Source organism: Planococcus sp. ANT_H30 (assembly GCF_008369335.1).
GTDB lineage: Bacteria > Bacillota > Bacilli > Bacillales_A > Planococcaceae > Planococcus > Planococcus kocurii.
In genome coordinates this window covers 172,198-194,578 of sequence record NZ_VOBJ01000004.1, presented here as the reverse complement: position 1 = coordinate 194,578, position 22,381 = coordinate 172,198, and the positions used below count along the sequence as shown (strand labels likewise).

Sequence of the window (22,381 nt, the reverse complement as noted above, 5' to 3'; positions counted from 1 at the left end):
AACAACCTTTCTCAGAGCTGTTCAATTATCCACTTTTACTGTCTTCATCGACCAAAAAACAACTGGAATCATTGCCAATGCAAGAAATCCGCCTCCTAAAGACATGACGGCATAACTTGACTGCGCCATGACCAGTCCCGAAAGCCCGCCGCCTGTTGCTCCTGCTAGCGCAACTAATACATCTACAGTACCTTGTGTTTTTGCGCGTGTCGATGGATGGGTTGAGTCAACAATGAGTGTAGTGCCACTGATCAACCCAAAGTTCCAGCCGAGACCCAGCAAAGCCAGTGCGACAATCAGCACCCATAAAGAATCACTTGGCGCTAAGGCCGCAACGATTCCCGCAGCCATGAACGTCACTCCTGAAGCTACTGTCATGATAATTCGACCCAATTTATCGACAAGGATACCGGTGACAAGCGATGGCAAATACATGGCAGCTATATGAATGCTAATGACTAACCCGATGTCTCCAAGATTATGTCCATAATGACCCATATGAATGGGCGTCATTGTCATGATTGCAAACATAATCAACTGTGTCAGCACCATGACAGTCGCTCCTAGTACGACTCCTTTTTTATTAATGGCAGAACCTACCGACTCCGTGTCTACTAAACTCGCTTTAAAATTTCGCTGGTGCTCCGTTATCGCTTTTGATACTAGCAAAGGATCCGGTCTCAAGAAAATGACTAATACGATGCCAGCTAAACTAAATGCCACAGCAGCTAAAATAAAAGGACCTGCTAAAGCTGGAACGTTAATGGATTCAGCAAATCTGCCCATTACACCAATTAGATTTGGCCCGGCAAATGCACCGAAAGTCGTTGAAACCAAGGCAATACTAATTGCAGTCCCTCGTTGCTTCACAGTTGCCAAATCTGTGCCTGCATAACGTGCTTGCAAATTTGTAGCCGTTCCTGCTCCATAAATTAACAACGACGCAAACAGCAGAAAGACATTATCCGATAAAGCAGCCATAACAACACCAATTGCACCGATTGCACCCGCAAGGAAGCCTGTTGCCAAACCGGTTCGTCGACTAAAACGCTGCGAAAGCCTTCCAATAATAAGAGCTGCTGCCGCTGACCCCAGTGTAAACAGGGCTACTGGAAGACCTGCAAATCGGTCTGTACCGAGCATGTCCTGTGCTAGAAGTGCACCAACCGTCACACCAGCCGCTAGTCCAGCTCCTCCAAAAACCTGTGCCATTACAACAACCCACAGTGTTCGTCGATACAGCCCTCTAACCTTTTCTGGTGAATCGATATAGTCTTGAAGCATTGCCTGGTGATTTTCGTATTGCTTCATACTATTCCCTCGTTTCAAAACAAGTATATTCTTTTGACTTTTTAAAGAATGATAGAACTGCACGTAAGAAATAATTCGAATCTTTTTTCAGTATAACGCTTTTTTATCTACCAGCCATGGTCTTTTGAAATAAAGAGCTTTTCCGCAATTTAATGTTCCTGTTATTTTCAAAGTCCTTTAAATTAGGGGACTTTTGGCTATAAATCTACACGTAGTTTTTTCTAAAAAAACTAGTTTTCCTTTATACTAAAAGCATCACTGACCTAAGGGGGCCAAGACAATGACTAAAATACATAAACAGAAGTTTTGGCGATTTGCTGCTTTACCTTGGCTGTTATTAACAATAGCTGCTCTCCTCGCTACCGGTGGATGGCTACTAAAAGTGGACTCTCAAGACGCAACAAACGTAAAAAACGCATTGCAGGAAATCATTATTGACCAAACGGGAGCAACTAGTAATATGAATAAGAAACGCATTTCTAATCTATCAGTTTCCCACAGTTCAACAGGCTGGAATGTCGAGATTTCCATAAATGCTGATAAAGAACTTACCGTCATTTCAACCAAACAGAAAATGTTAACACAAACCATCGCGATACTTGACTCTCTACCCGAAATCGACCAACTCGAAGATATGTCCTTTTCATGGTTGTATCCTATTGGAAACGAACAAAACAAGGTAGATTATCAAAGTGTCTTGCCTTTTCGACTAGATAAAAAAACACGTGAACAACTGATTTGGGACAACGTCACACCTTCTATCCTTCCTGATCTTGTTATCGATTACGAGGAACGACTCCTACTTGAATAGATGATTGCCGATAGATGAAAGGAGTCAGCTAGTCGCCGACTCCTTTTGTTCATCTTTACATTAGTAAAGGTGCTTTTTCAATTGATGTACGCTAAGCTTAGCACCGATTTCTAGTGTCACGAGTCAGTTCACTGTATTTATTGGCAAGCGACAAATCCTGCCAATAAATCGTCTAGCTCAGAAAAGTTGATAGTCCGGAAATCAATACATACCTGGTCTTCTTGAATTCGCGACACGATGGCTGGTTTTACTTTTCTCAGGCAAAGCGACAATTGCGCTGCACTTAACCGTTTATGTGTTATAGCCGCAATATACGTCGAAATTTCTACTCCTGGCATAGTGCCTCCGCCTATTTGAGATGTACTTTCTTGAAGTTCACTGTGATAGTTACTAGACTTTGACTGTAAATTACGGATAAATAATTGCGCTTGAACTTTAATGTCTTCTGCTGGGCGAATGATATCACGGATGGTGGGAAGTTCAGCAATTTTCTCTGACCCCGCTAAATAGCTTTTTAAGGTTTCTTCCATTGCGGCAAGAGTCATTTTATCGACTCTTAAGATACGCGCCAATTGGTGCTTTTTCAATCGCTCGACCAACTCTTTTTTACCGGCAATCAATCCCGCTTGTGGTCCACCTAATAATTTATCGCCACTAAAAGACACAAGATCCACACCACTTTCAATTACTTCCCGAACAAGCGGTTCATCTCCAATACCATGTTGTTTAAAATCATAAAGCGCACCGCTCCCCAAATCTTCATAAAAGATAACATGTTGATGTTTGCCAGTAAGTTCAACGAGCTTAGCAGTCTCTACTGTTTCTGTAAATCCAATCATTTTGAAATTACTCGTGTGGACTTTCATCATCATAGCGGTTTCTTCTGTTATGGCCTGTTCATAATCAACTAAATGGGTTTTATTGGTAGTCCCCACTTCAACTAGTCGAGCCCCGCTTTCTTCCATAATGGAAGACACACGGAACGAACCTCCGATCTCGACCAATTGTCCCCGGGAAACAATCACTTCCTGTTTTTTTGCTAGCGCACTTAAAATGAGAAATACCGCTGCAGCATTATTGTTCACCACCATCGCAGCTTCCGCGCCTGTAGCTTGGACTACCAAATCTTCGATAATCTGATGGCGCGATCCTCGCTTTCCTGCTACTAATTGATATTCCAAATTCGAGTAATTCTCTGCTGTTCTTACTACGTGAGCAATGGCCGCATCGCTCAGTCGCGACCGTCCTAAATTCGTATGCAGCACGGTTCCGGTTCCGTTAATTACTCTTTCTAATCGGTCTTCTTGCCATATTTGTATGTGAAGTTCCGCAGACTTGAAAATCTGTCCAGTGAAATCTGGAGTTGCTTTTTCGATTAGAGTCTCTTCTGCTAATAAGCTTTTTCGCAAACTGCCCACTTCTTGTTGTAGAAATTCAGTCAACTGCGTTTCGTGGAGATCAAATTTCTTTTTTAGCGTTTCAAATCGTGGGTCTTTCTGTAATTCATGAACCGCTGGAAGTAGTCGCAAATACTGTTTCATCGTTTATCCTCCGTCCAATAACGCTGATCTTCTGATCGTTTCGTATAATGAAGTTCATCAAGTAATTCGAGAAACGGGATCATGTACTTTCTCGATAAATCTAGCACTTCTTTGGCCTGCTTTAAATCAAAACAAGTGTCTGTTTGATGCCGCAGTTGATTTAATGCGTCATCGAAAGCAGTATGGTGAATCAACGTATCTTCTCTCAAACGATAAACTTGATTACTTCCAATCAAATGGGCAGTGAGTTCAGTAATTTCCACCTTCGGTAAGGGTGTACCTAAAAAATAGTCTTCCCATTTCTTCGCTTGAAAAGCGTCTTGCTCTAGCGAACTAATAACCTGCTCCATTCGGACGCGCCATTTTTGTGGCAGATGTGGGTTAAAAAGAGGTAGAGCTACAAACTGTTCGAATCGCTTTAGTTCATTTTGTTCAACCAATAAATTTAAACTAAATTCCAGTAATGGTTTAGGATAGCTTGTGCTCACTGACTGAATTAGTTCGGCCTTGCTCATACCCATACGCATTGAAAAAACTTCGTGATACTGCTGCAACCTGTCGAGCAATTCATCTTTTATCTTGATAAACGTTTTGGTCAAACTATAGCCTTGGCGAGGAATTTCTAACCAACTATCCGATTCTACTTCTTGTTCTAAGATTTCCGCCAATGTGTTTTCGTTTAATGAAGTGTGTTGCATGAGGCTTTTCTCGTCGAGCAATAAGTATTTACTTAAGGCATCTACGACTAAATCTTTCGGTGTTCCTTGCTGGTGGTGACGAAGCATCTCGATTGTCTCGTCGCCAAAGCGGTATTTCCCACCATTTGGTTGTATGACCCAGCCGCCACCAATGGTCTCAACGGGACTCGGGCGCCGCAATACAAAACGATCTCCTCGACGCACGACTATTTTTTCTTCTAACCGAATTTGGCATAATACTTCGTTTGGTGTTTGCGTCAGTTCGTTACGGTCAAAAAAGACGATTTTGCCCATCACTTCAGAGGTTCCGACGTGAAGCCTGACAGCCGTCCGCTGTTTAAGTGGTGCGAACTTTCGACCAATCACTTGCAATGCAATATCGATCGTATCTGTTACAAGAAAATGTTCTGAATCGACAAGTACATCTCCACGTTTTACAGCTGTCTGATCCATGCCGCCTAAATTAATCGCCGTTCGCTGCCCTGCACGCGCCTGCTGACGTTCTTCGTGATGCACTTGAATTTGTCTCGCTTTCACAGAAATCCCTTCTGGTAAAAGACGAAGCTGCGAGGATTTCTGGACAACCCCCTCGTATACGGTTCCTCTAACAACAGTGCCTTGACCTTGGACTGAAAACACTTGATCAATTGGTAAACGGAATGAACCATAAGCGTCACGAAAATCGATTGCTTTTAGTTTCGTTAAAATCGTTTGCTTTAATTCGTCTATTCCGGTTCCCGATAAACTATCGAGCGCAACATACGGTGCGTCACGAAAAATGGTTTCTGACAGCCGTTCTTTAACATCATCCATGACCAATTCGAGCATAATTTCATCGACACGATCGATTTTCGAAATCGCCACGATGCAATGTTCCACGCCTAAAAACTGCAGAATTTCCAAATGCTCTTCGGTTTGCGGCATGATGCCCTCATCTGCCGCTACAACCAAAACAACTAAATCAATTCCCGCAACCCCGGCAATCATCTGCCGAACAAACCGTTCATGTCCTGGTACATCGACAATCGAAATAGCAACACCCATTTCTAAATTTAAAGGTGCGTAGCCCAGTTCGATAGAGATCCCACGTTCTTTTTCTTCTTTTAATCGATCTGTTTCTACGTTAGTCAATGCTTTTGTCAAAGTGGTTTTGCCGTGATCAATATGTCCTGCCATGCCGATTGTATAATAACGTTCTTCCATTTTTTTCACACGCCTTCTCTTATCGCTGTTCTCTTTACTTTAGTCTTCAAGAAGGGCTGTTTCAAGCCTGAGCACCGCTTTCACCGATTCTCACTAAGCGCCTTTCTTGCGAAGATCTTTTTTTCGGTATAAACTTGTACAGGTTCACCATTACGAACTTTGGGGTTGGATGGGTGACTGGTGTCCTCCTGGGTCTTCAAAACCCTGAGGGGCCTGCGTGTCAGGCTCGGTGGGTTCGATTCCCATACAATCCCGCCAAATACATAGAAAAGCGACAGCGCCTATGTAGCTCCGACAGGCTTAAGACAGACCGACGAAGTGGCGTTCTTTGCCACACAGTCGGGTTGGCTTAAGACCCGAGGAGCTAGGCGCTTGAGCTGGACATAGAAAAGCGACAGCGCCCTAGACCTAGTATCTGCTGCTATTCACCAAAAAGATTGCCTTATCGGCAATCTTTTTTTTACAAACAGAAAGGTAAGTTAGGTGACAAACTTACTAGGCTTTAGGATAATTCAATTTAATAGAAGTGAACAAACCTTCAATTTGTGGAGTAAAGGAGGATAAAAATGAAAATTGTTTTAGCTTCACCAAACTATCCGCAACTTCGCGGAAATACCATAACGGTCCAACGCATCTCAGACAATCTAACAAAATTAGGAATCGACACAGAAATCATTTCAACGACAGACGAAGACGTCATTCGCTGTTTTCCACCTGCCGATATCGTTCACGGTTTCCATGCTTATAATTTTTATCAGTTCTTGCAACAACTAGACACCAAACCTGCGCATTACATTGTGACCATGACTGGTACTGATTTGAATCAAGACTTGTTTAATCCAGATAGACGAACGGACGTCTTAACCTGTTTGCATGAATCAGACGCAATTCATGTGTTCGATAAAAAAGCAGAGGACTTGCTCGTAAAGGAAGTTCCTTGGTTGACTGATAAAATTTTTATTATGCCACAAGGCAATCAGCCTTCTTTTGCAGGTACATCTTCTTTTACAAAAGAGCCAGGTAGCTTTTTGTTTTTTTTGCCTGCCGGTATTCGGAAAGTCAAAAATATTCCTGAAGCAATTCTGATGCTCCATGATTTATATCTGCGAAACCCGCAACTTCGATTGTGGCTCATTGGCCCCGTTCTTGAAGAAATGGAAAGCGAACGCGTGATGGCTCTCGTCAAGCAGCACGAAGACTGGATTAGCTATCTCGGGCAAGTACCACACGAAGACATGGGTTCTATTTACCAACAGGCCAATGTTGTCTTAAATACTTCTTTATCAGAAGGACAGCCTGCTACGATTTTAGAAGCCATGGGATATGCCTTACCTGTCCTCGCTTCAGACATTCCAGGCAACAGCAGTATCATTTCCGATGGGGAAACAGGGTTTTTATATAAAACTCGGATCGAATTTCTTGATTATGCTGAAAAGCTCATGAATAATAACAAAATAAGAGAAACTATCGGCCATGCCGCTAAAGCTTATGTGAAACAACATCACTCAAGTGAAAGCGAAGCTGAAAAGTTCTTGAAAGTTTATCAAAACATCTTAAAGTAATTTTGGTTTTGGTCAGTATTAAACAATAGTAAGTTGAATTGAAGCAATGGTCATTGAGAGTTGGAGTAACCCAGCGGAATATCAGCAGGCTAAAATGATTCATTTAACTTATAAATCTGATGAGAAAAAGGAGAGATTAACATGGTTGAAAAAGAAAACGTACGCTTAACTTCTTTATCTACAAAAGGCGGTTGAGGCTGCAAAATTGGTCCTGAGGACCTGGCGCAGGTTCTGCGCCACTTACCGAAAAATGTAGACGATCCAAACTTGCTGGTCGGCTTGGAAACAGCTGATGATGCGGGAGTTTATAAAATTAATGACGAAACTGCATTGGTTCAAACTTTGGACTTCTTTACTCCGATTGTCGATGACGCTTATATGTTTGGTCAGATCGGTGCAGCTAATGCCTTAAGCGACGTTTATGCTATGGGTGGCAAACCCTTAACAGTTATGAATATTGTAGCTTTCCCAATCAATACTTTAGACAAAAGTATTTTAGCTGATATTTTGGCTGGTGCTTCTGACAAAGTGAAGGAATCTGGCGCTGTTTTAGTGGGTGGTCATTCAATTGATGATCAAGAACCTAAATTCGGACTTTCCGTTACAGGAACAATCCACCCCGATCGGATCCGCTCTAACGCTGGTGCGAAACCGGGTGATCGTCTAATTTTGACCAAACCTATTGGCGTCGGTATTTTAACTACTGCCATCAAGCAAGGGACTTTGGATCAAAAATCTTTGGATGAAGTTATGAATGTTATGGCTACGTTAAACAAAACTGCAGCAGAAGTGATGGAAAATTTCACCGTTAATGCCTGCACCGATGTCACTGGATTTGGCCTGCTTGGTCACACAATGGAAATCGCTAAAGGCGGCAATGTTGGCGTGACCGTAACTAACCAAGATGTTCCTGTTCTGGCTCGCGCTAGAGAACTTGCCGAACAAGACGTCATTCCAGGCGGAACCCGTAAAAATCGAAAATGGCTTGCTGATGACATCGATTATGCTGAAAACATTAGTGAAATCGATCAATTGATTCTGTGCGACGCGGTCACTTCAGGAGGCTTGCTGATTTCAGTTCCTGAAGCAGATGCGGATGCATTACAAAATGAGTTAGTAAAAAATAAAGTTCAATCCGCTATCATTGGTCATGTAACAAGTGAACATGCTGGACGTATTCGTGTTATTTAAAGGTCAGGCACAACTTATTTAAGCTTTTTACAAGGACTCTGCTTGAGTCCTTGTTTTACTGTTAACTCAATGCCCAAATTCAAAAAGAGGTGATTTTATTGAAAAAATGGATTGGTACGATTTCTGCACTTTTTCTTGTGTTATTCCTGTCTGCCTGTAGCAATGAGTCAGCTGAAAATGACAGCTCCTCAGATGAACAAGAACCCTTTACAATAGGAGTCATTCCTGCTCAAACAGAAGGTGAAATGGAAGTCGCGATGGAAAAATTACAAGCCCTTCTAAGTAAAGAACTGGATCGCAAAGTTGAGATTGAAGTTTATCCCGATTATAACGGCGTAGTAGAATCGATGAACTACGACCAGATTGATATGGCTTATCTTGGACCATTGACTTATGTAATCGCTGAAGCGAACAGCAATGCAGAAGCCATCATTACCCAACTGGTCGAAGGCGAACCTTTCTATCATTCCTATGTCATCACTCATAAAGACAATCCAGCAACGTCTCTAGATGAACTATTAAAAACTCCTGGTGAAGTTCAATTTGCTTTTGGTGATCCCAATTCTACTTCCGGGTCATTAATTCCTTCTATTGAATTACAAGATCGAGGCGTCTATGAGTCCGAACAAGAAAACCAATTTAAAAATGTTCGTTTTACTGGATCACACGACGCTACTGCCTTAGCCGTTCAAAACAAACAAGTTGATGCAGGTGCTATTGATAGCGCTATTTACAATCAATTAATAGAATCGGGCAAAATCGATGCGGACCAATTAAAAATCGTTTGGGAATCTGAGCCGTTGTTCCAATACCCATGGGCTGTTCTTGAAAGTACAGATGATGAAACGATCGCAAAATTACGGAAAGCATTTTTGGCGATCGAAGATCCTGAGATCCTGGACGCGTTTGGCGCAACCGGTTTTACAGAAGCTACGAATGCCGATTATGAAAGCATCAAACAAGCCGCTATAAAGCAAGGAATCATTGAAGAATAGAGTTGATTAGCTTGTGGTTTAAAAAAAGAAATTTTATTACACTCATAATTGTTCTCGTACTCGTTTATTTCAGCATGCGCATTACAGAATTCGATCTGTCCAAGTTTAAAGATTTTCGCAATATGATTGATTTTCTGTCTCAATGGTGGCCAATGGACTTTTCTAAGCTTCCAGGTATGGTAGAAGATACGTTTGAAACATTGGCAATGGCCTTTCTTGGCAGTGTTTTTGGTTTATTGATTGCTTTGCCAATCAGCTTTATGGCGGCACGCAATACAGCGCCTTCTAAGTCGCTCTTCCATATCACACGTGTGGCACTTAGTTTTGTGCGATCGATTCCGGAAATTGTTTTCGGTCTTATCTTATTAACAACACTTGGCCTCGGACCTTTTCCAGCCGTTATTGCCATCATGTTCCATAACGTGGGGGTTTTCGGGAAACTGGTTTCTGAATTAATTGAAGCAGCAGACCCTGGTCCCCAAGAAGCCATGCGAGCGGTTGGTGCAAAAAGATGGCTGGCGAATCTGTTCAGTATTCTGCCACAAATTTGGCCAAACGTATTGTCGCAGTTTTTTTATCGTTTTGAAGTAGCTATACGGACATCGCTTATCTTGGGCTTTATCGGTGGTGGTGGAATCGGACAACGGTTATTCAATGATTTTAAAACCTTTCAATACGCTTCTGTTTCACTAGACGTATTGATTATCATGATTATGGTCATCGCTATCGATTTTTTGGCCAGTACGGTTCGAAATCGTGTAATTTAAAGGAGTGGCGATATGATTCAAGTGAAAAATCTATCTGTACAGTATCCAGATATGAAAGTAAAAGCATTGACTGATATCAGCTTGTCTCTTAAAAAAGGCGATTTCGTCTGTGTACTAGGGAAAAGTGGTGCTGGAAAATCGACTTTTATTCGTTGTCTGAATGGATTACAAAAACCAACTAGTGGAGAAATTTACTTTGATGATCAAGATATCTCTATCCACAGTGAAGAAAAATTGCGCAAAGTACGACGAGAAACGGGGATGATTTTCCAGCATTTCAGCCTCGTTCCTCGTCTGAGTGTCATTCAAAATGTATTGACCGGCATGTTTGGTTATCGTTCTTCTTTCAAAAATCTGATTGGCTGGTTTTCTGCTGATGAGTTAGCTTTCGCCAAACAAGTTATTGCAGATGTTGGCTTGTCCGATATGACTTATCGAAAAGTTGAACAACTGAGCGGTGGTCAAAAACAACGGGTAGGTATCGCGCGTGCCCTCGCCCAACAGCCAAAAGTTTTGCTTGGAGACGAACCTGTTGCTAGTCTAGATCCTGGCACCTCTAATCACATCTTCACGTTACTGACAGAAATGCATGAACGTTTAGACTTACTGACGATTATCAATGTTCATGACATCGAATTGGCAAAGCGCTACGCTAGTCGCATTCTTGCTTTAAAAGATGGTAAGCTTATTTTTGATGGGCTGCCGGCAGACTTCACGGATTCCCAATATCGTGAAACCTATACGTCTAATCCACAAACCGCATTTTTCGATGCAGGAATTTAAATTCAAGGAGATGATTCGGATGATTAAGAGCCCTTGAGCAGTCGATCAATCCAGGGTCGTGTACGACTCTACTCACCCCGAAATTGTTACGAGCACTCGTTTGCAAAGCAAAAAATCTGTGATCTTAACATTTGATGACGGTCCAAGCAAACGACTGCCACAACTACTAGATATTTTAAAACAGCACGATGTGCAAGCGATGTTCTTCTGGCAATCGCATCTGCTTTATCCTGCAAGACCATGGCAACGCTTGTTGGACGATGGGCATGTTCTTGGTACGCATTCAATGAAACACCGGAACTTGATACAACTGTCTTATGAAAAACAGTATCAAGATATCCACAATAGTATGTTGCATATCGAAAAAATAACTGGAACACCCGTTGTTTTTTTCCGGCCTCCATACGGTAACTACAATGCCGATACGTTACGAGCAGCAAAAGCACTGGGCTTAACGACGGTCATGTGGCGAATCGCTTCGATGGACTGGGAATTAAAAGAAGATCCCCAACAAATTATTCGATATATCACTGAAAATCTTGAAGATGGTGCTATCATCCTGTTACATGAATTAGAGCAAACTGTCACTATTTTACCTCAGTTAATTCATGCGATTAAACAGCAAGGATATAGCTTTTCTTTAGTAGATACTAACGACTAAAAAGCAGCACCGAAAAATCGGTGCTGCTTTTTAGTCAGTAGTTTCGTGCAAGGTAACGCTTTCGATAAAATGAATATAGCGTCTTAGTTCTTTTGCCTGCTCTCTTGTAATATCTCCAGATGCATACATTTTATAAATTTCGGCTCGTCCCATATCCATGACAATGACGCGCAGTTCTTCTTTTTGCAATTCGTATTTTTCATCGTACAACGCTTCAGGTTTTTTTAATCTACTGACCATTTGTCTGTAATCTGAAACGACCGCTTCCATAATTTCTTTCGGTTCGTATTTTTTTGCATATGCTTCAATCCCAAAGAGAGCCGCTTGCAAAGCCTGCAGTTGAACTTCTCGTCCTTCCTGAAATTCGACCAGCCGTATTTCCTCTTCTCTCGAATTTTGCCCCCTGAAACGCCTCCATGCCCGAATCAGCTTCCCCTGTAAATAGAGCATGGTCGAACGCGTATTGTTGGCAATGACTTCTTCGCGACGATCTAGTGACTTTTCAAAAGCATCATGTAATTCTGAATCCAACTCCTTTTTGCGATAAAGTGATTGGATGTATTTACGTTCAAGTCGCAGCGCCTTTAATCGAAGTTCTCGCATTTTTCGCTGATACTTTTTATTGGCTTGCGTTGCGGCATCTTCTTCCGTTTGAATCTGACGGAAACGTAATTTATATTCTTCCATCAATTCATAAGCACCTGCTTCGTTTTCTTCCGTAATTTCAGATTTTATTTTTTTAATCGAAGTTAGTAAAATTCGTCTCTGTGCTTCTTCTAAATCTATCTTTAAGGATTGCTCACCATCTGCCAATTGTCCTTTACTGAGCATCGGTAAAACAATCGTTGCAACAATCAACGTAAAAAGAATGGTTCCTGCTGCTAAGAAAAGAATAAGCGACCGGTTTGGAAAAGTCTCTCCATTCTCCATCAGAAAAGGCAGTGACAGAACTCCGACCATAGTTACGGTTCCACGAACTCCTGTTAAACTAACATACAAAGTTAACTTCAAGCTGGGCTTGGCCGCTTCTTTCATTTTGCCAAAATGATATTCATAAATGGAAAACAGGTATGCCCAGACAAAACGAATGCCGAGAATCATCGTACCAATTGCGAACACATAGGAAAATATGAGCAACAAACTGGCGTTAGGATTTTCCAAAACACCGCGCATCGAAATCGGGATATTCAACCCAAGCAGTAAAAAAACTATGCCATTTAATATAAAAAGAATGATTTTCCAAATGTTTTCTGTTGATACTTGTTCTTCTGCAATAAACGTTTCGGTCTGTTCTCTAACGAGAGAATGTACGATTCCTGCGACCACAACCGCTATAACTCCCGATGCGTGGAGAATATCTTCTGTAACGATGAATATTAAAAACGGCGTCATAATTTGTAATAAGGTGTGGAATGTGACGTCGTTAATGCCTTGCTTTCGCAATATTAATCGGATTCCGATAACTGATAACCCTAATAGCAAACCTAACAATCCACCTGCCAGAAATTTATACGAAAAATCCAAAACTGCTTCTGATAGTGAAAAATAGCCGGTAACCACAGCCGCTACGGCATAATTAAATGCGACTAAACCCGATGCGTCATTTATCAATGATTCGCCTCTCACCAGACTCAATACTTTTTGTGGAATCCGAATACGCTGCGCGATGCCATTAACTGCGACTGGATCTGTCGGAGATAGGATTGCAGCTAATGCGAATGCAGCAGCCAGCGGAATCTCATCTATTAGCCAGTGGATAAAATAGCCACCTAACACCGTTGTTAATAGTACGAGAATGATTGCATTTCCTAGAATGGGTCCTTTCATTCGCCATAATTCTTCACGTGGAAAGTGGCTGCCGTCATTAAACAATAAGGGAGCGATAAATAACAGTAAAAACCATTCTGTTTCAATATCGAAAGAGATATCTTGGTAAACAAGCACCAAAATAATTCCTAGAGCCACTTGGATTAGCGCGGTCGGGATAAACGGAATGTAATGGCTCACTACATTCGAAATCAATAGACAAATCAACAAAAGAAAAATAGTAAGCAACAAGTCCATAGCTTTTCTCCATTCTATTCCGGGTATGAGTCATCTATGTATACCCAAAACAGTCTACACTCTACGCTTTTTATTTAAGATGTCTTTTTGAATTCTACTATTATTTAACGCGAGTTTTTTGTAAAGATTCGGGTATACTGCTTTTAACCCAGATTAGGAGGTACTGCGATGTTTTACTTGAGCTTAGCCATCACCATCGCATTTATGATTGTTCATATCTCTACAAATTACATTAAATTTCTTGATCGAAAGCCAAAAGACAGACTTATGTCGTTTGTATCCGGTGGTTCAATTGCTTATGTCTTTCTCCACCTCGTTCCTGAATTGACCCATTACCAAGAAGTCGCTGAAGATGCTCAATTACCGCTGTGGCTTGAGTCACTTGACTACTCCACTTATTTGTTAACGCTCCTGGGTATTGCGTTTTTCTACGGCATCAATCAACTCAATGAGAAATCCAAAGCAAAAAATGAAAGAGAAGAAAACCTCTCTCAACCAAGCAGGTTCGTCTTCGCTCTTGAAATTTTCGGATTTGCATTATATAACGTGCTAATTGGCTATTTGCTTACTGATTTAAGTGGCGAACGAATTTCGGATTATCTTATTTACTTTGTCGTCTTTTCTTTTCATTTTATCGCCAACAATCGTGTACTCCATTTAACACACGAAGACTTGTATACGAATATTGGTCGTTGGGTATTGGCCATTTCCGTATTACTTGGTTGGTTGCTTTATCATGTTACAGAAACTAACGAATTGACTATTGCCTTCTTTTCAGCGTTTCTGACAGGGGGAATCATCTTAAATATTTTAGATGACGAATTGCCGGCAGAGAAAAATAGTAGCTATCCTTCTTTTATCGCAGGGCTTATCTTTATCACTGTGCTGCTCCAAATCATTCTTTGAGTAAGGTGGTGTCAATGTGCGGATTTCCTGTATGGATAGCCTGCTTACTTCACTCATTCTTTCGATTATCTTGACTATTTTGGTGAATTTACTGTTTTTTTAGCTCATCTTCAGTCTATATAAGTTGCTATTCAACTACTATCACCTAAAGAGCCTTTGCTGAACCTGTTTAGTCTTCAAACCTAAAAAGCCATGCCATGCAAAAAAAGCCAGTCAGAATTCATAGATTCTGACTGGCTTTTTTAGTTTAAAATCATTGTTATGCAAACCCTAAAAGTTTCATAATACTTAAAATCAAGATACCTACTACTCCAAAGTCAGAGTCACCAAATGTCGTTCCAGAAAATCCGATATCTCCCAGTAATACTAGTAGGATAGCGGGAATGAAACTGATGATTAAGCCGTTAGCAAATGCACCGAGCATCGCACCGCGTCTACCACCTGTAATATTTCCGAAGACACCAGCTGCTGCTCCAGTGAAGAAGTGAGGAACTAGTCCTGGAACAATGACACTCAACCCAAGAACCGGAAGAACGAACATCGCTAATAATCCTGCAAAAAAGCTGAATAAAAACCCAATAATTACAGCATTTGGAGCAAACGGAAAAATAATTGGCACATCAAGTGCTGGCTTTGTGTTCGGTACTAGCTTGTCGGCAATTCCTTGGAAAGCAGGAACGATTTCAGCAATTAGCATTCTTACTCCTGCAAGGATAATGTAAACACCCGCTGCAAAGGTAATTGCTTGAATGAATGAAAATACTAAGAAATTTGAACCGTTCGAGAGTGTTGTTTCAATAAACTCTTGACCTGCAAATAAAGCAACCACAATAAAGAACAATGTCATTGTCAAAGAAACTGCTACAGAAGTATCTCTTAGAAACCCTAACGATTGAGGAACTTTAATGTCCTCAGTGGTTTTTTCTTTATTACCAAACCATTTCCCAACATTGGCAGAAACGAAATAACCAATTGATCCAAAATGACCTACAGCAAAATCGTCACTTCCTGTAATTTGACGCACATATGGTTGCAAAAGTGCTGGGAAAAGCACCATACATAGACCAAGAATAATTGAACCAACCAAAATTAATGGAGCTCCTGCAAGTCCGCCGACTGATAAAGTCACTGCTAGTAGACATGCCATGAACAAGGTATGATGACCCGTAAGGAATATATATTTAAACGGTGTGATACGTGCCAAGAGAATATTGAAAAGCATTCCGAAAACCATGATCAATGCTGTTGAAGTTCCATACTCACTTTGTGCAGCAGCAACAATCGCTTCATTATTTGGAATGACGCCCTGGACATTAAACGCATAATCAAACATTTTCCCGAATATATCCAGAGAGCCAATCAGCACTGCAGCTCCAGCACCAATAATTACAAAGCCCATTACTGTTTTTAACGTTCCAGAAACTACATCGGCGCTATTTTTCTTCTGAAGTAATAACCCGATAAGTGCAAATAACCCAATCAAAATAGCTGGCGTTCCCAGTATATCGTTCATAATTATTTGTAACACAGCATTTCCTCCTTTGGCGTCAGTTTTATCCTAAATGCGGCTCTAGTTTCGATTTAATTTCTGGAATGCTCATCATGTTTTCCAAATTGACGATAGTTCGACTGCCATTATCTAACTGACTCATAATATCTGCTGCCCCAATAAAGATGTCCGCTTGTTCTGATTTAGCAGAAGTTAGATCTGTGTGACCTACTTCTGCTGTTTTGCCTAATTCTTTTAATGCCTTCTTAACATTCAATTCCATAATAAAACTGCTTCCTAATCCGTTTCCGCACACTACCATGATTTTCATTCTGTTTCCTCCTTGGAATAGTTATGGATGATCTCCAAAAGTTGATTTTTATTTGTTGCTCCCAACATTTGTTGGATATTTTCAGGTTCATTCAATAAATTTGTCAACTGAATTAATGCCCGAAGATGCGAATCGCTGTCAGCTGCTGCTAAAATGATAATTAATCGAACAGGTTTGTCCGGTGAAAAATCCACCGCTTGGTCAAGTTTTAATAGGCTCATTGATAAAGAACGAACCCCCTCTTCCGGTCGAGCATGTGGGATTGCAACTAACGGCGTAATAACGACATAAGGTCCATTTTCCTCGATAGACTCTATCATGGCTGTTACATAGCGATCTTCGATTGTCCCTAATTCTACAAGTGGCCTAGCAGCCACTTCGATTGCCTCTTGCCACGTGGCAATCACTGGTTCTAATTGAAGCGTTTGCTCATTTAATAGTTCGGCTAACACAGGCTTTTCCGCCTCCTTTACTGTATATGTGTGAGTTGCACTTTTTTGTGTCTGTAGCGATACTTGGAGTTCTTTCTCTAGTTGTTTTGCATCATGAATCGTGGCGTATTTAGAAATAATTTTCATCATACCTGCAACATCGGCTTCTGGAACCGCATAGCCGTAAAGTTCTTGCATGACTTGCTTACTCAACCTTTGTTTGTCGCGATCTTCTAAAATAGGCGGCACTATAAACAATGTCTCATTCGTCCTCATATAGACCGATGAAAAAACCAAATCGTAAGGGAGCGGATAGTCAGCTGTATCTCGAACAGATAATACATCCAAGAATAAGATAGTTGGAAACAATTCTCGCAACGTGTAGTTAAGGATGTTGCTGACACCTGTACCGTGTGGACAAACGACAATTGCTTTTTTTCGATCATCTAAACGCGTGCCTTGTCTTTGAAGCCAGCCCCCAAAATAAATTGTAAAATAGGCTACTTCAGCTTCTGGAATGCAAAGACTTAATTTTTCCTCGAGTACTCTCAAGGATTTGATTGTCAAATGATGAAGTTCCGGATAGATTTTGCGTATCCGTTCGCTCATCGGATTGACATGAGGAATCCCATACTTGATTCGGTAAAAAGCTGGTTTAAAATGCACATACAATTGTTCACATAGCTGATCTTTTTCGTGAAGGTGAACAAACGTTAGTCGTTCGAATTCTTCAATGACTTGCTGCAAGATCTCGTAAAAAACTTGATCTTCTTCTAAAGGAGAGCCGTCTTTTATACGGTTCATGCTGATGACATGTAAAGTTGCATATAATTTTTCCGTTTGGCTCCATTCCGAATAAAATGCAGCCGCTCCAACCATCTGTTCGATTAATGCGTATTCCTGTGTATCAATAAATGGCAACCAACTGGAATCTTGTTCTAGCTCTTCACCTTTTCCAATCAATTGATTTGTGGAAAAGAATAGATAAGCCAGTTCGTTTAGGCGATTATCTGTAAAAGTAGTGCCCAGTTGTTGTTCTATTCTTTCCAATTCTGAATGAATGGCATCGATGTGCTCTTCAAATCCTGTCCAAATGCATTCGATAATCAGCTGACTATTTGAACCACTTAATACTTCATGAATCAATTGTTCAATGACAAAGCGCTTGATTCGACTATTCCCAGTAATGATGTACCCCGCTTGTTTAGAATACTGAATTGTCAAATCCATTTGCTTAGCCATCTTTTTAAGACGTTGAAGATCTGTCAAAACCGTATTTCGTGAAACGCCGGCGACCGATTGAAAATGATAAAGAGATAAAGGCTCTAAACTGAGCAAAATTAACAAGTAAAAAATTTGTTGGCGATCTTTCTCTGAAAATACATAACTTCGTTTTGTCAGTTGGATATTGATTTCTTCTTTAATTGCGTCTGGTAAAAAATAGCCGGTATCTCGCTTATACTGAACGGGTTTATAATGATTAGATTGAAGCCAATCGTTGACCTTGTTTAAACTATACTGAATTTGTCTGCGTGTCAGTCCCGTTTGGTCTTCAATCGCACTCATCGAAGGAATTGATGAATGTTGTAGGAGCTTTAGTAAAGTTGCACTTCTTTCATCTAAAAACATCCTTTAATCCTCCCTTACTTTAACAATAGTCTATGTATTCACTAAAAAACATCTTTTCTCAGTCCCATTATTGTTCTTCCCGTTGCACAGCACTGTGCTGTACTACAGAAAAATTATAACGTAAAAAACCGTCTATGAAATCACAATTGATTTCATAGACGGTCTTTAAATTTCTGCTAGCCCTTTTTTTTCAATACGGCTTCTAAAACCTCTGGATAATTGGTGAATATCCCTGTTACCCCCCAGTCAATCAAGCGTTCCATGTCGGCACGTTCATTGACTGTATAAGGATGAATCAGTAGCCCGTGATGTCGTACTTGCTCTACATAAGAGCGGTCAATTTTCGTATGGCTCATGCCTACTCCAATCGCATATTCTTTAATATGTTCAAGCTCAAGATCCGAAATAACCGCAGGTTTTGAATAAGAAATCAATTGAACTAGTGGAATTTCTGGCTTCAAGTCATGCATAGTTAACAAGCTTTCCTGACTAAAGGATTGCACTAGAACTTTACTTGACTGTGCATTTTGTCCAGTCAACTTATGCTTTTCTAATATCCGCACAAGTTCCTGCTCCATTCCTGGATAAACGCTGGGTGCCTTCGTTTCGATATAATACCGGGAGCCTTTGCCGAACGTTTCTATCACTTCTTCAAGAGTCGGTACTTGCAATCCTTCAAACTCAGGTTGAGCTTTTTCAGGGTAAGCTCTGTTAAACCAGGAACCTGCATCTAATTTTTTGATTTCTGCAAGCGTCATGTCTTTAACATAACCAGAACCATCCGTTGTCCGATTTACTTTTTCGTCATGCATCGCAATCAGAACGCCATCTTTTGTCATCTGTAAATCCACTTCTATGTAATCAGCCTGCATCCCTTCACCTAATTTATAGGCAGCCAACGTATGTTCAGGTGCATGTCCAGAGGCTCCGCGGTGCGCAATAGACAAAAAACGATTGGAATTAAATTCAGCTTCTTTCGACTTTCCCTTTGCTCCTATTGAGTTGACTGACACCACTGTACTCATTAGTAATAAGACCAATAAGCTAAACGAAATTTTCTTCAACTGCTTCATCTCCTACTTTTTATTTGGTTTGGCAGTAAGACACTGACATATTTTTTCTGACTCTTCTTAAATGCCATTCTCCCTTAACTATACTTAAAAAGCTTCCGAATTGGGCATAATCACATTAACTTAATAGAATTTTTACAACTAGTTTACAGTGGTCGAATTCTTCCTCGATTGATTTGTTCAGCTTTCGTGCCTTCATAGCAACGGAACGTTACTTGCTTCTCTTTGTATAATTTATTCAACTTGTTTAATTTTTTGAAATTCCTTTTTAATCACGATTCATTTATACTGGAAAGACATTCGTTTTTCTCAATTCCAGATTTTTTAAATTTTGAACTGATTATTACTTGGAGGAGCGTACCGTATGTCCCGTCAGTCCTACCGAAAGGACAAAAATCAATTGGTTTATACACAACAACACCTAGCTAATGAACGTACCTACCTAGCCTGGATTCGTACGGTTATTTCAATTGTCGGCGTTGGTTTTCTGGCGACGAGTTTGCATTTTACTATGGGTGTCACACGTAATACATTTGTTGATACGTTTACTATTGCACTCGGTATTTTCGCCTGTATTTTTGGCCTCATCGTTATTTTTTCAGCAACACAAAATTACAAGAAAAAACGCCAACAACTCATTGATGAAACCTTTACTCCCTCAAACATGCACATCACTTTAATTTCTTCTATGCTAGCGATCATGATCATCATGGTCATTGTTTACTTTTTTATGATCATGTAACATTCTGCTTCCCGAAATACTTGCAGCAAAGGAGCACACCCGATGGATCCATTTGACATTCTCGAGAATTTACATAAGGTAAAACCTGCTTTCCAGCCTATCATTAGCGCCGTTAAACATACTGTCATCGGCTATGAAGTTTTGGGTCGCTTCCAAGTTGAAGATACTTGGATGAGTTTAGGCAGTTTCTTTCACGACGATGATGTACCTGACGAGTACAAAGTAGAAGTTGATCAGCACCTATTGGCATTAGCAATCACTCAAATGCTTGAAGCTAGAAATGATGGCCTGTTATTTATAAACCGTAATGCCAGACAACTGCTGATTAATAGCGGGGAAGATTTTCTAGAAACTCTTCAAAACTTTGCGGAAAAAGGATTTTCCATGGAGCGAATTGTCCTGGAAATTACCGAATATGATTTTGAAGAAGATTTTGATACGCTCCAGCATTTATTGTTTTACTACAAAACCTATGGTATTCAGATAGCGGTTGACCATGTGGGGGCAAAAAGCTCGAATATTGATCGAATTCGTCAATTGCGCCCTCATATTTTAAAAATCGATACCGGCTTTGTTCGAAATGCCAATCCAGAAGTATTCCAAGATGTTATCCAAACCCTCTCTGTACTTGCACGTCGAATTGGTGCCAAGCTTTCTTATGAAAACATTGAAGACAATTACCAATTGTATTTCGCCTGGAAACATGGCGGTCATTATTACCAAGGATTTTATTTGGCCAATCCTGAGGTTGAACTTCCGATGAACAATAGCATTCAGATGAACGTAGGAGAAAAAATTACTGAGTTTGTTCAACGAGAAAAATCGCTAATAGAAAAACGCTATACCTTTACGCTAGGTTTTGAAGAGAAGGTGAAAAAATCGCTGTCCAAATGGCATGGTCCAGAAACAGCAGATCTTTTTATCGAAGCTGTTGCTGAAGCCTTTAAAGAAGAAAGCTTTCGCTTGTATATTTGCAATAGCGATGGCCGACAAGTATCTTCCAATTTCAGAAAATACGGTGACGAGTGGGTGTTAGAAAAAGATCAACTTGGTTCACATTGGGCTTTTCGTCCTTATTTCCTTGAAAACACGATGCAAATGAAAAGTTGGCATAAAGGAATTTTGTCGGACGTTTATTCGGATATTGAAACTGGTAAAATGATTCGTACATTTAGTTTTCCTTTATCGCACGAATGCTATTTGTTTATCGACATTAGCAACGACTTTATCTCCGAAATTGATTATCTCTTGTTTCGATAATTCCTGTTAACAAAAACGAATTAGCTTTTAAATTAGCTTAGAGACGCAAAAAAGACTCTCCAGTCACTGGAGAGTCTTTTTTAGATTGAGTTTTTCATGAAGTTATCGTCTTTTCTGAAATTCCCCATGACTTCCATCGTTTCGCTAATGCTCACGAATGCCTGTGGATCAATTTTCTTTATCAATGGTCTGACAAATGCTAATTCATGACGGCTAATCACACTATAAAGAACTTTTACTTTAGTTGCTGAATATGCACCTTCACCGTCCACTACCGTAATTCCTCGATATAAATTATCGAGCAGCTCTTTTTTTACTGCATCTCCTTGATTGGTCACGACCATTAAGCTCAGTTTAATATGACGCGTGTGAACACGGTCAAGTACTAGACCCGAGATATAGATAGAAGCCATTGTGTACATCGCCAATTCCCATGAAAAAATAAAGCCCGATACAAAAACGACGACACTATTAAGTCCAAAAACGAGTGCACCTAATGGAATATCGCGTTTTCTCGACAACAACAAGCCAATCACGTCAAATCCGCCAGTCGAACTATAAAAGCGAATAATGATTCCAATGGCTGCTCCTGCAATTACCCCCCCGAAAACAGTAGAAAGTAATGCATCCTCTGTCAATTTAACGACAGGAATATACAACATCGAAACCGAAGTCACGACAACAGAAAACAGACTGTTTGCGATAAACGTCTTGCCGAGCTTCATCCAGCCCACAACAAGAATCGGGATGTTCAAAATGATCATCCAAAGCCCCGCGTTCAAAGGGGTTACCAATCCTAGCATCATCGCAATACCCGTTACTCCGCCTGCTAATACTTCATGCGGCAGTAAGAACATATTAAACGCAAATCCAAGAACAATCGAAGAAACAAAAATCAGTAATAATCTCGTCCATTTATTCATAACTAAACTCCAA

The 22,381-nt window shown here is 40.6% G+C and carries 19 protein-coding genes and 1 tRNA gene; 11 read left to right on the top strand and 9 right to left on the bottom strand.

What is annotated here, in order from left to right; translation table 11 throughout:
- Positions 1–21 precede the first annotated feature (21 nt).
- A complete protein-coding gene (locus FQ085_RS11215) occupies positions 22–1,311 on the bottom strand; it encodes an MFS transporter (RefSeq protein ID WP_058386100.1) in 1,290 nt (429 codons plus the stop codon).
- A 280-nt stretch (positions 1,312–1,591) separates the two neighbouring features.
- On the opposite strand from FQ085_RS11215, the gene FQ085_RS11210 reads away from it, so the two are divergent.
- Positions 1,592–2,122 carry a hypothetical protein gene (locus FQ085_RS11210; RefSeq protein WP_149456611.1) on the top strand — a complete coding sequence of 177 codons (531 nt, stop codon included), beginning with the start codon at positions 1,592–1,594 and terminating at the stop codon, positions 2,120–2,122.
- 137 nt (positions 2,123–2,259) lie between these two features.
- On the opposite strand, the gene selA is transcribed toward FQ085_RS11210, so the two are convergent.
- A complete protein-coding gene (selA, locus tag FQ085_RS11205; protein ID WP_149456610.1) occupies positions 2,260–3,663 on the bottom strand; it encodes an L-seryl-tRNA(Sec) selenium transferase in 1,404 nt (467 codons plus the stop codon).
- Positions 3,660–5,564 carry a selenocysteine-specific translation elongation factor gene (gene selB / locus FQ085_RS11200; RefSeq protein WP_149456633.1) on the bottom strand — a complete coding sequence of 635 codons (1,905 nt, stop codon included), beginning with the start codon at positions 5,562–5,564 and terminating at the stop codon, positions 3,660–3,662. The genes selA and selB overlap by 4 nt, the downstream gene beginning before the upstream one ends.
- Positions 5,565–5,725: 161 nt before the next feature.
- On the opposite strand from selB, the gene FQ085_RS11195 reads away from it, so the two are divergent.
- From FQ085_RS11195 to FQ085_RS11165, 7 genes are all read left to right on the top strand, one after another.
- Positions 5,726–5,822, top strand: a tRNA-Sec gene (locus FQ085_RS11195).
- 308 nt (positions 5,823–6,130) lie between these two features.
- Complete coding sequence (locus tag FQ085_RS11190) at positions 6,131–7,126, top strand: glycosyltransferase (RefSeq protein ID WP_149456609.1); 996 nt, start codon at positions 6,131–6,133, stop codon at positions 7,124–7,126.
- 141 nt (positions 7,127–7,267) lie between these two features.
- Positions 7,268–8,317 carry a selenide, water dikinase SelD gene (gene selD, locus FQ085_RS11185; protein WP_082707497.1) on the top strand — a complete coding sequence of 350 codons (1,050 nt, stop codon included), beginning with the start codon at positions 7,268–7,270 and terminating at the stop codon, positions 8,315–8,317.
- A gap of 98 nt (positions 8,318–8,415) precedes the next feature.
- Complete coding sequence (gene phnD, locus FQ085_RS11180; protein WP_149456608.1) at positions 8,416–9,312, top strand: phosphate/phosphite/phosphonate ABC transporter substrate-binding protein; 897 nt, start codon at positions 8,416–8,418, stop codon at positions 9,310–9,312.
- Positions 9,313–9,323: 11 nt separating this feature from the next.
- Positions 9,324–10,079: a phosphonate ABC transporter, permease protein PhnE gene (gene phnE / locus FQ085_RS11175; protein ID WP_058386951.1), complete on the top strand. Its 756-nt coding sequence runs from the start codon at positions 9,324–9,326 to the stop codon at positions 10,077–10,079.
- A 12-nt stretch (positions 10,080–10,091) separates the two neighbouring features.
- Positions 10,092–10,862 (top strand): phosphonate ABC transporter ATP-binding protein, encoded by a 771-nt coding sequence (gene phnC, locus FQ085_RS11170; RefSeq protein ID WP_149456607.1) that lies wholly within the window; start codon positions 10,092–10,094, stop codon positions 10,860–10,862.
- Between the two features lie 100 nt (positions 10,863–10,962).
- A complete protein-coding gene (locus tag FQ085_RS11165; protein WP_262499788.1) occupies positions 10,963–11,523 on the top strand; it encodes a polysaccharide deacetylase family protein in 561 nt (186 codons plus the stop codon).
- 30 nt (positions 11,524–11,553) lie between these two features.
- On the opposite strand, the gene FQ085_RS11160 is transcribed toward FQ085_RS11165, so the two are convergent.
- Complete coding sequence (locus FQ085_RS11160) at positions 11,554–13,587, bottom strand: Na+/H+ antiporter (protein WP_149456606.1); 2,034 nt, start codon at positions 13,585–13,587, stop codon at positions 11,554–11,556.
- Between the two features lie 168 nt (positions 13,588–13,755).
- On the opposite strand from FQ085_RS11160, the gene FQ085_RS11155 reads away from it, so the two are divergent.
- Complete coding sequence (locus tag FQ085_RS11155; RefSeq protein WP_058386108.1) at positions 13,756–14,493, top strand: hypothetical protein; 738 nt, start codon at positions 13,756–13,758, stop codon at positions 14,491–14,493.
- A 259-nt stretch (positions 14,494–14,752) separates the two neighbouring features.
- On the opposite strand, the gene ulaA is transcribed toward FQ085_RS11155, so the two are convergent.
- The 4 genes from ulaA to FQ085_RS11135 all read right to left on the bottom strand — a co-directional run bounded on the left by ulaA (position 14,753) and on the right by FQ085_RS11135 (position 19,446).
- Complete coding sequence (gene ulaA / locus FQ085_RS11150) at positions 14,753–16,021, bottom strand: PTS ascorbate transporter subunit IIC (protein WP_078080196.1); 1,269 nt, start codon at positions 16,019–16,021, stop codon at positions 14,753–14,755.
- Between the two features lie 25 nt (positions 16,022–16,046).
- Positions 16,047–16,313: a PTS sugar transporter subunit IIB gene (locus tag FQ085_RS11145; protein WP_071153720.1), complete on the bottom strand. Its 267-nt coding sequence runs from the start codon at positions 16,311–16,313 to the stop codon at positions 16,047–16,049.
- Positions 16,310–18,373, bottom strand: coding sequence for a BglG family transcription antiterminator (locus tag FQ085_RS11140; RefSeq protein ID WP_149456605.1), 2,064 nt, complete (start codon positions 18,371–18,373; stop codon positions 16,310–16,312). Before FQ085_RS11140 ends, FQ085_RS11145 begins: the two co-directional genes overlap by 4 nt.
- A 176-nt stretch (positions 18,374–18,549) precedes the next feature.
- Positions 18,550–19,446, bottom strand: coding sequence for a glycerophosphodiester phosphodiesterase (locus FQ085_RS11135; RefSeq protein WP_058386111.1), 897 nt, complete (start codon positions 19,444–19,446; stop codon positions 18,550–18,552).
- Positions 19,447–19,807: 361 nt separating this feature from the next.
- Between FQ085_RS11135 and FQ085_RS11130 the strand changes: the two genes are divergently transcribed.
- Positions 19,808–20,185: a YidH family protein gene (locus FQ085_RS11130; protein ID WP_058386112.1), complete on the top strand. Its 378-nt coding sequence runs from the start codon at positions 19,808–19,810 to the stop codon at positions 20,183–20,185.
- Between the two features lie 42 nt (positions 20,186–20,227).
- Positions 20,228–21,445 (top strand): EAL domain-containing protein, encoded by a 1,218-nt coding sequence (locus FQ085_RS11125; protein ID WP_149456604.1) that lies wholly within the window; start codon positions 20,228–20,230, stop codon positions 21,443–21,445.
- Positions 21,446–21,525: 80 nt separating this feature from the next.
- Here the strand turns inward: FQ085_RS11125 and FQ085_RS11120 are convergent, their stop codons facing one another.
- Positions 21,526–22,368, bottom strand: a complete 843-nt coding sequence (locus FQ085_RS11120; RefSeq protein ID WP_058386114.1) for a YitT family protein — start codon at positions 22,366–22,368, stop codon at positions 21,526–21,528.
- Positions 22,369–22,381 lie beyond the last annotated feature (13 nt).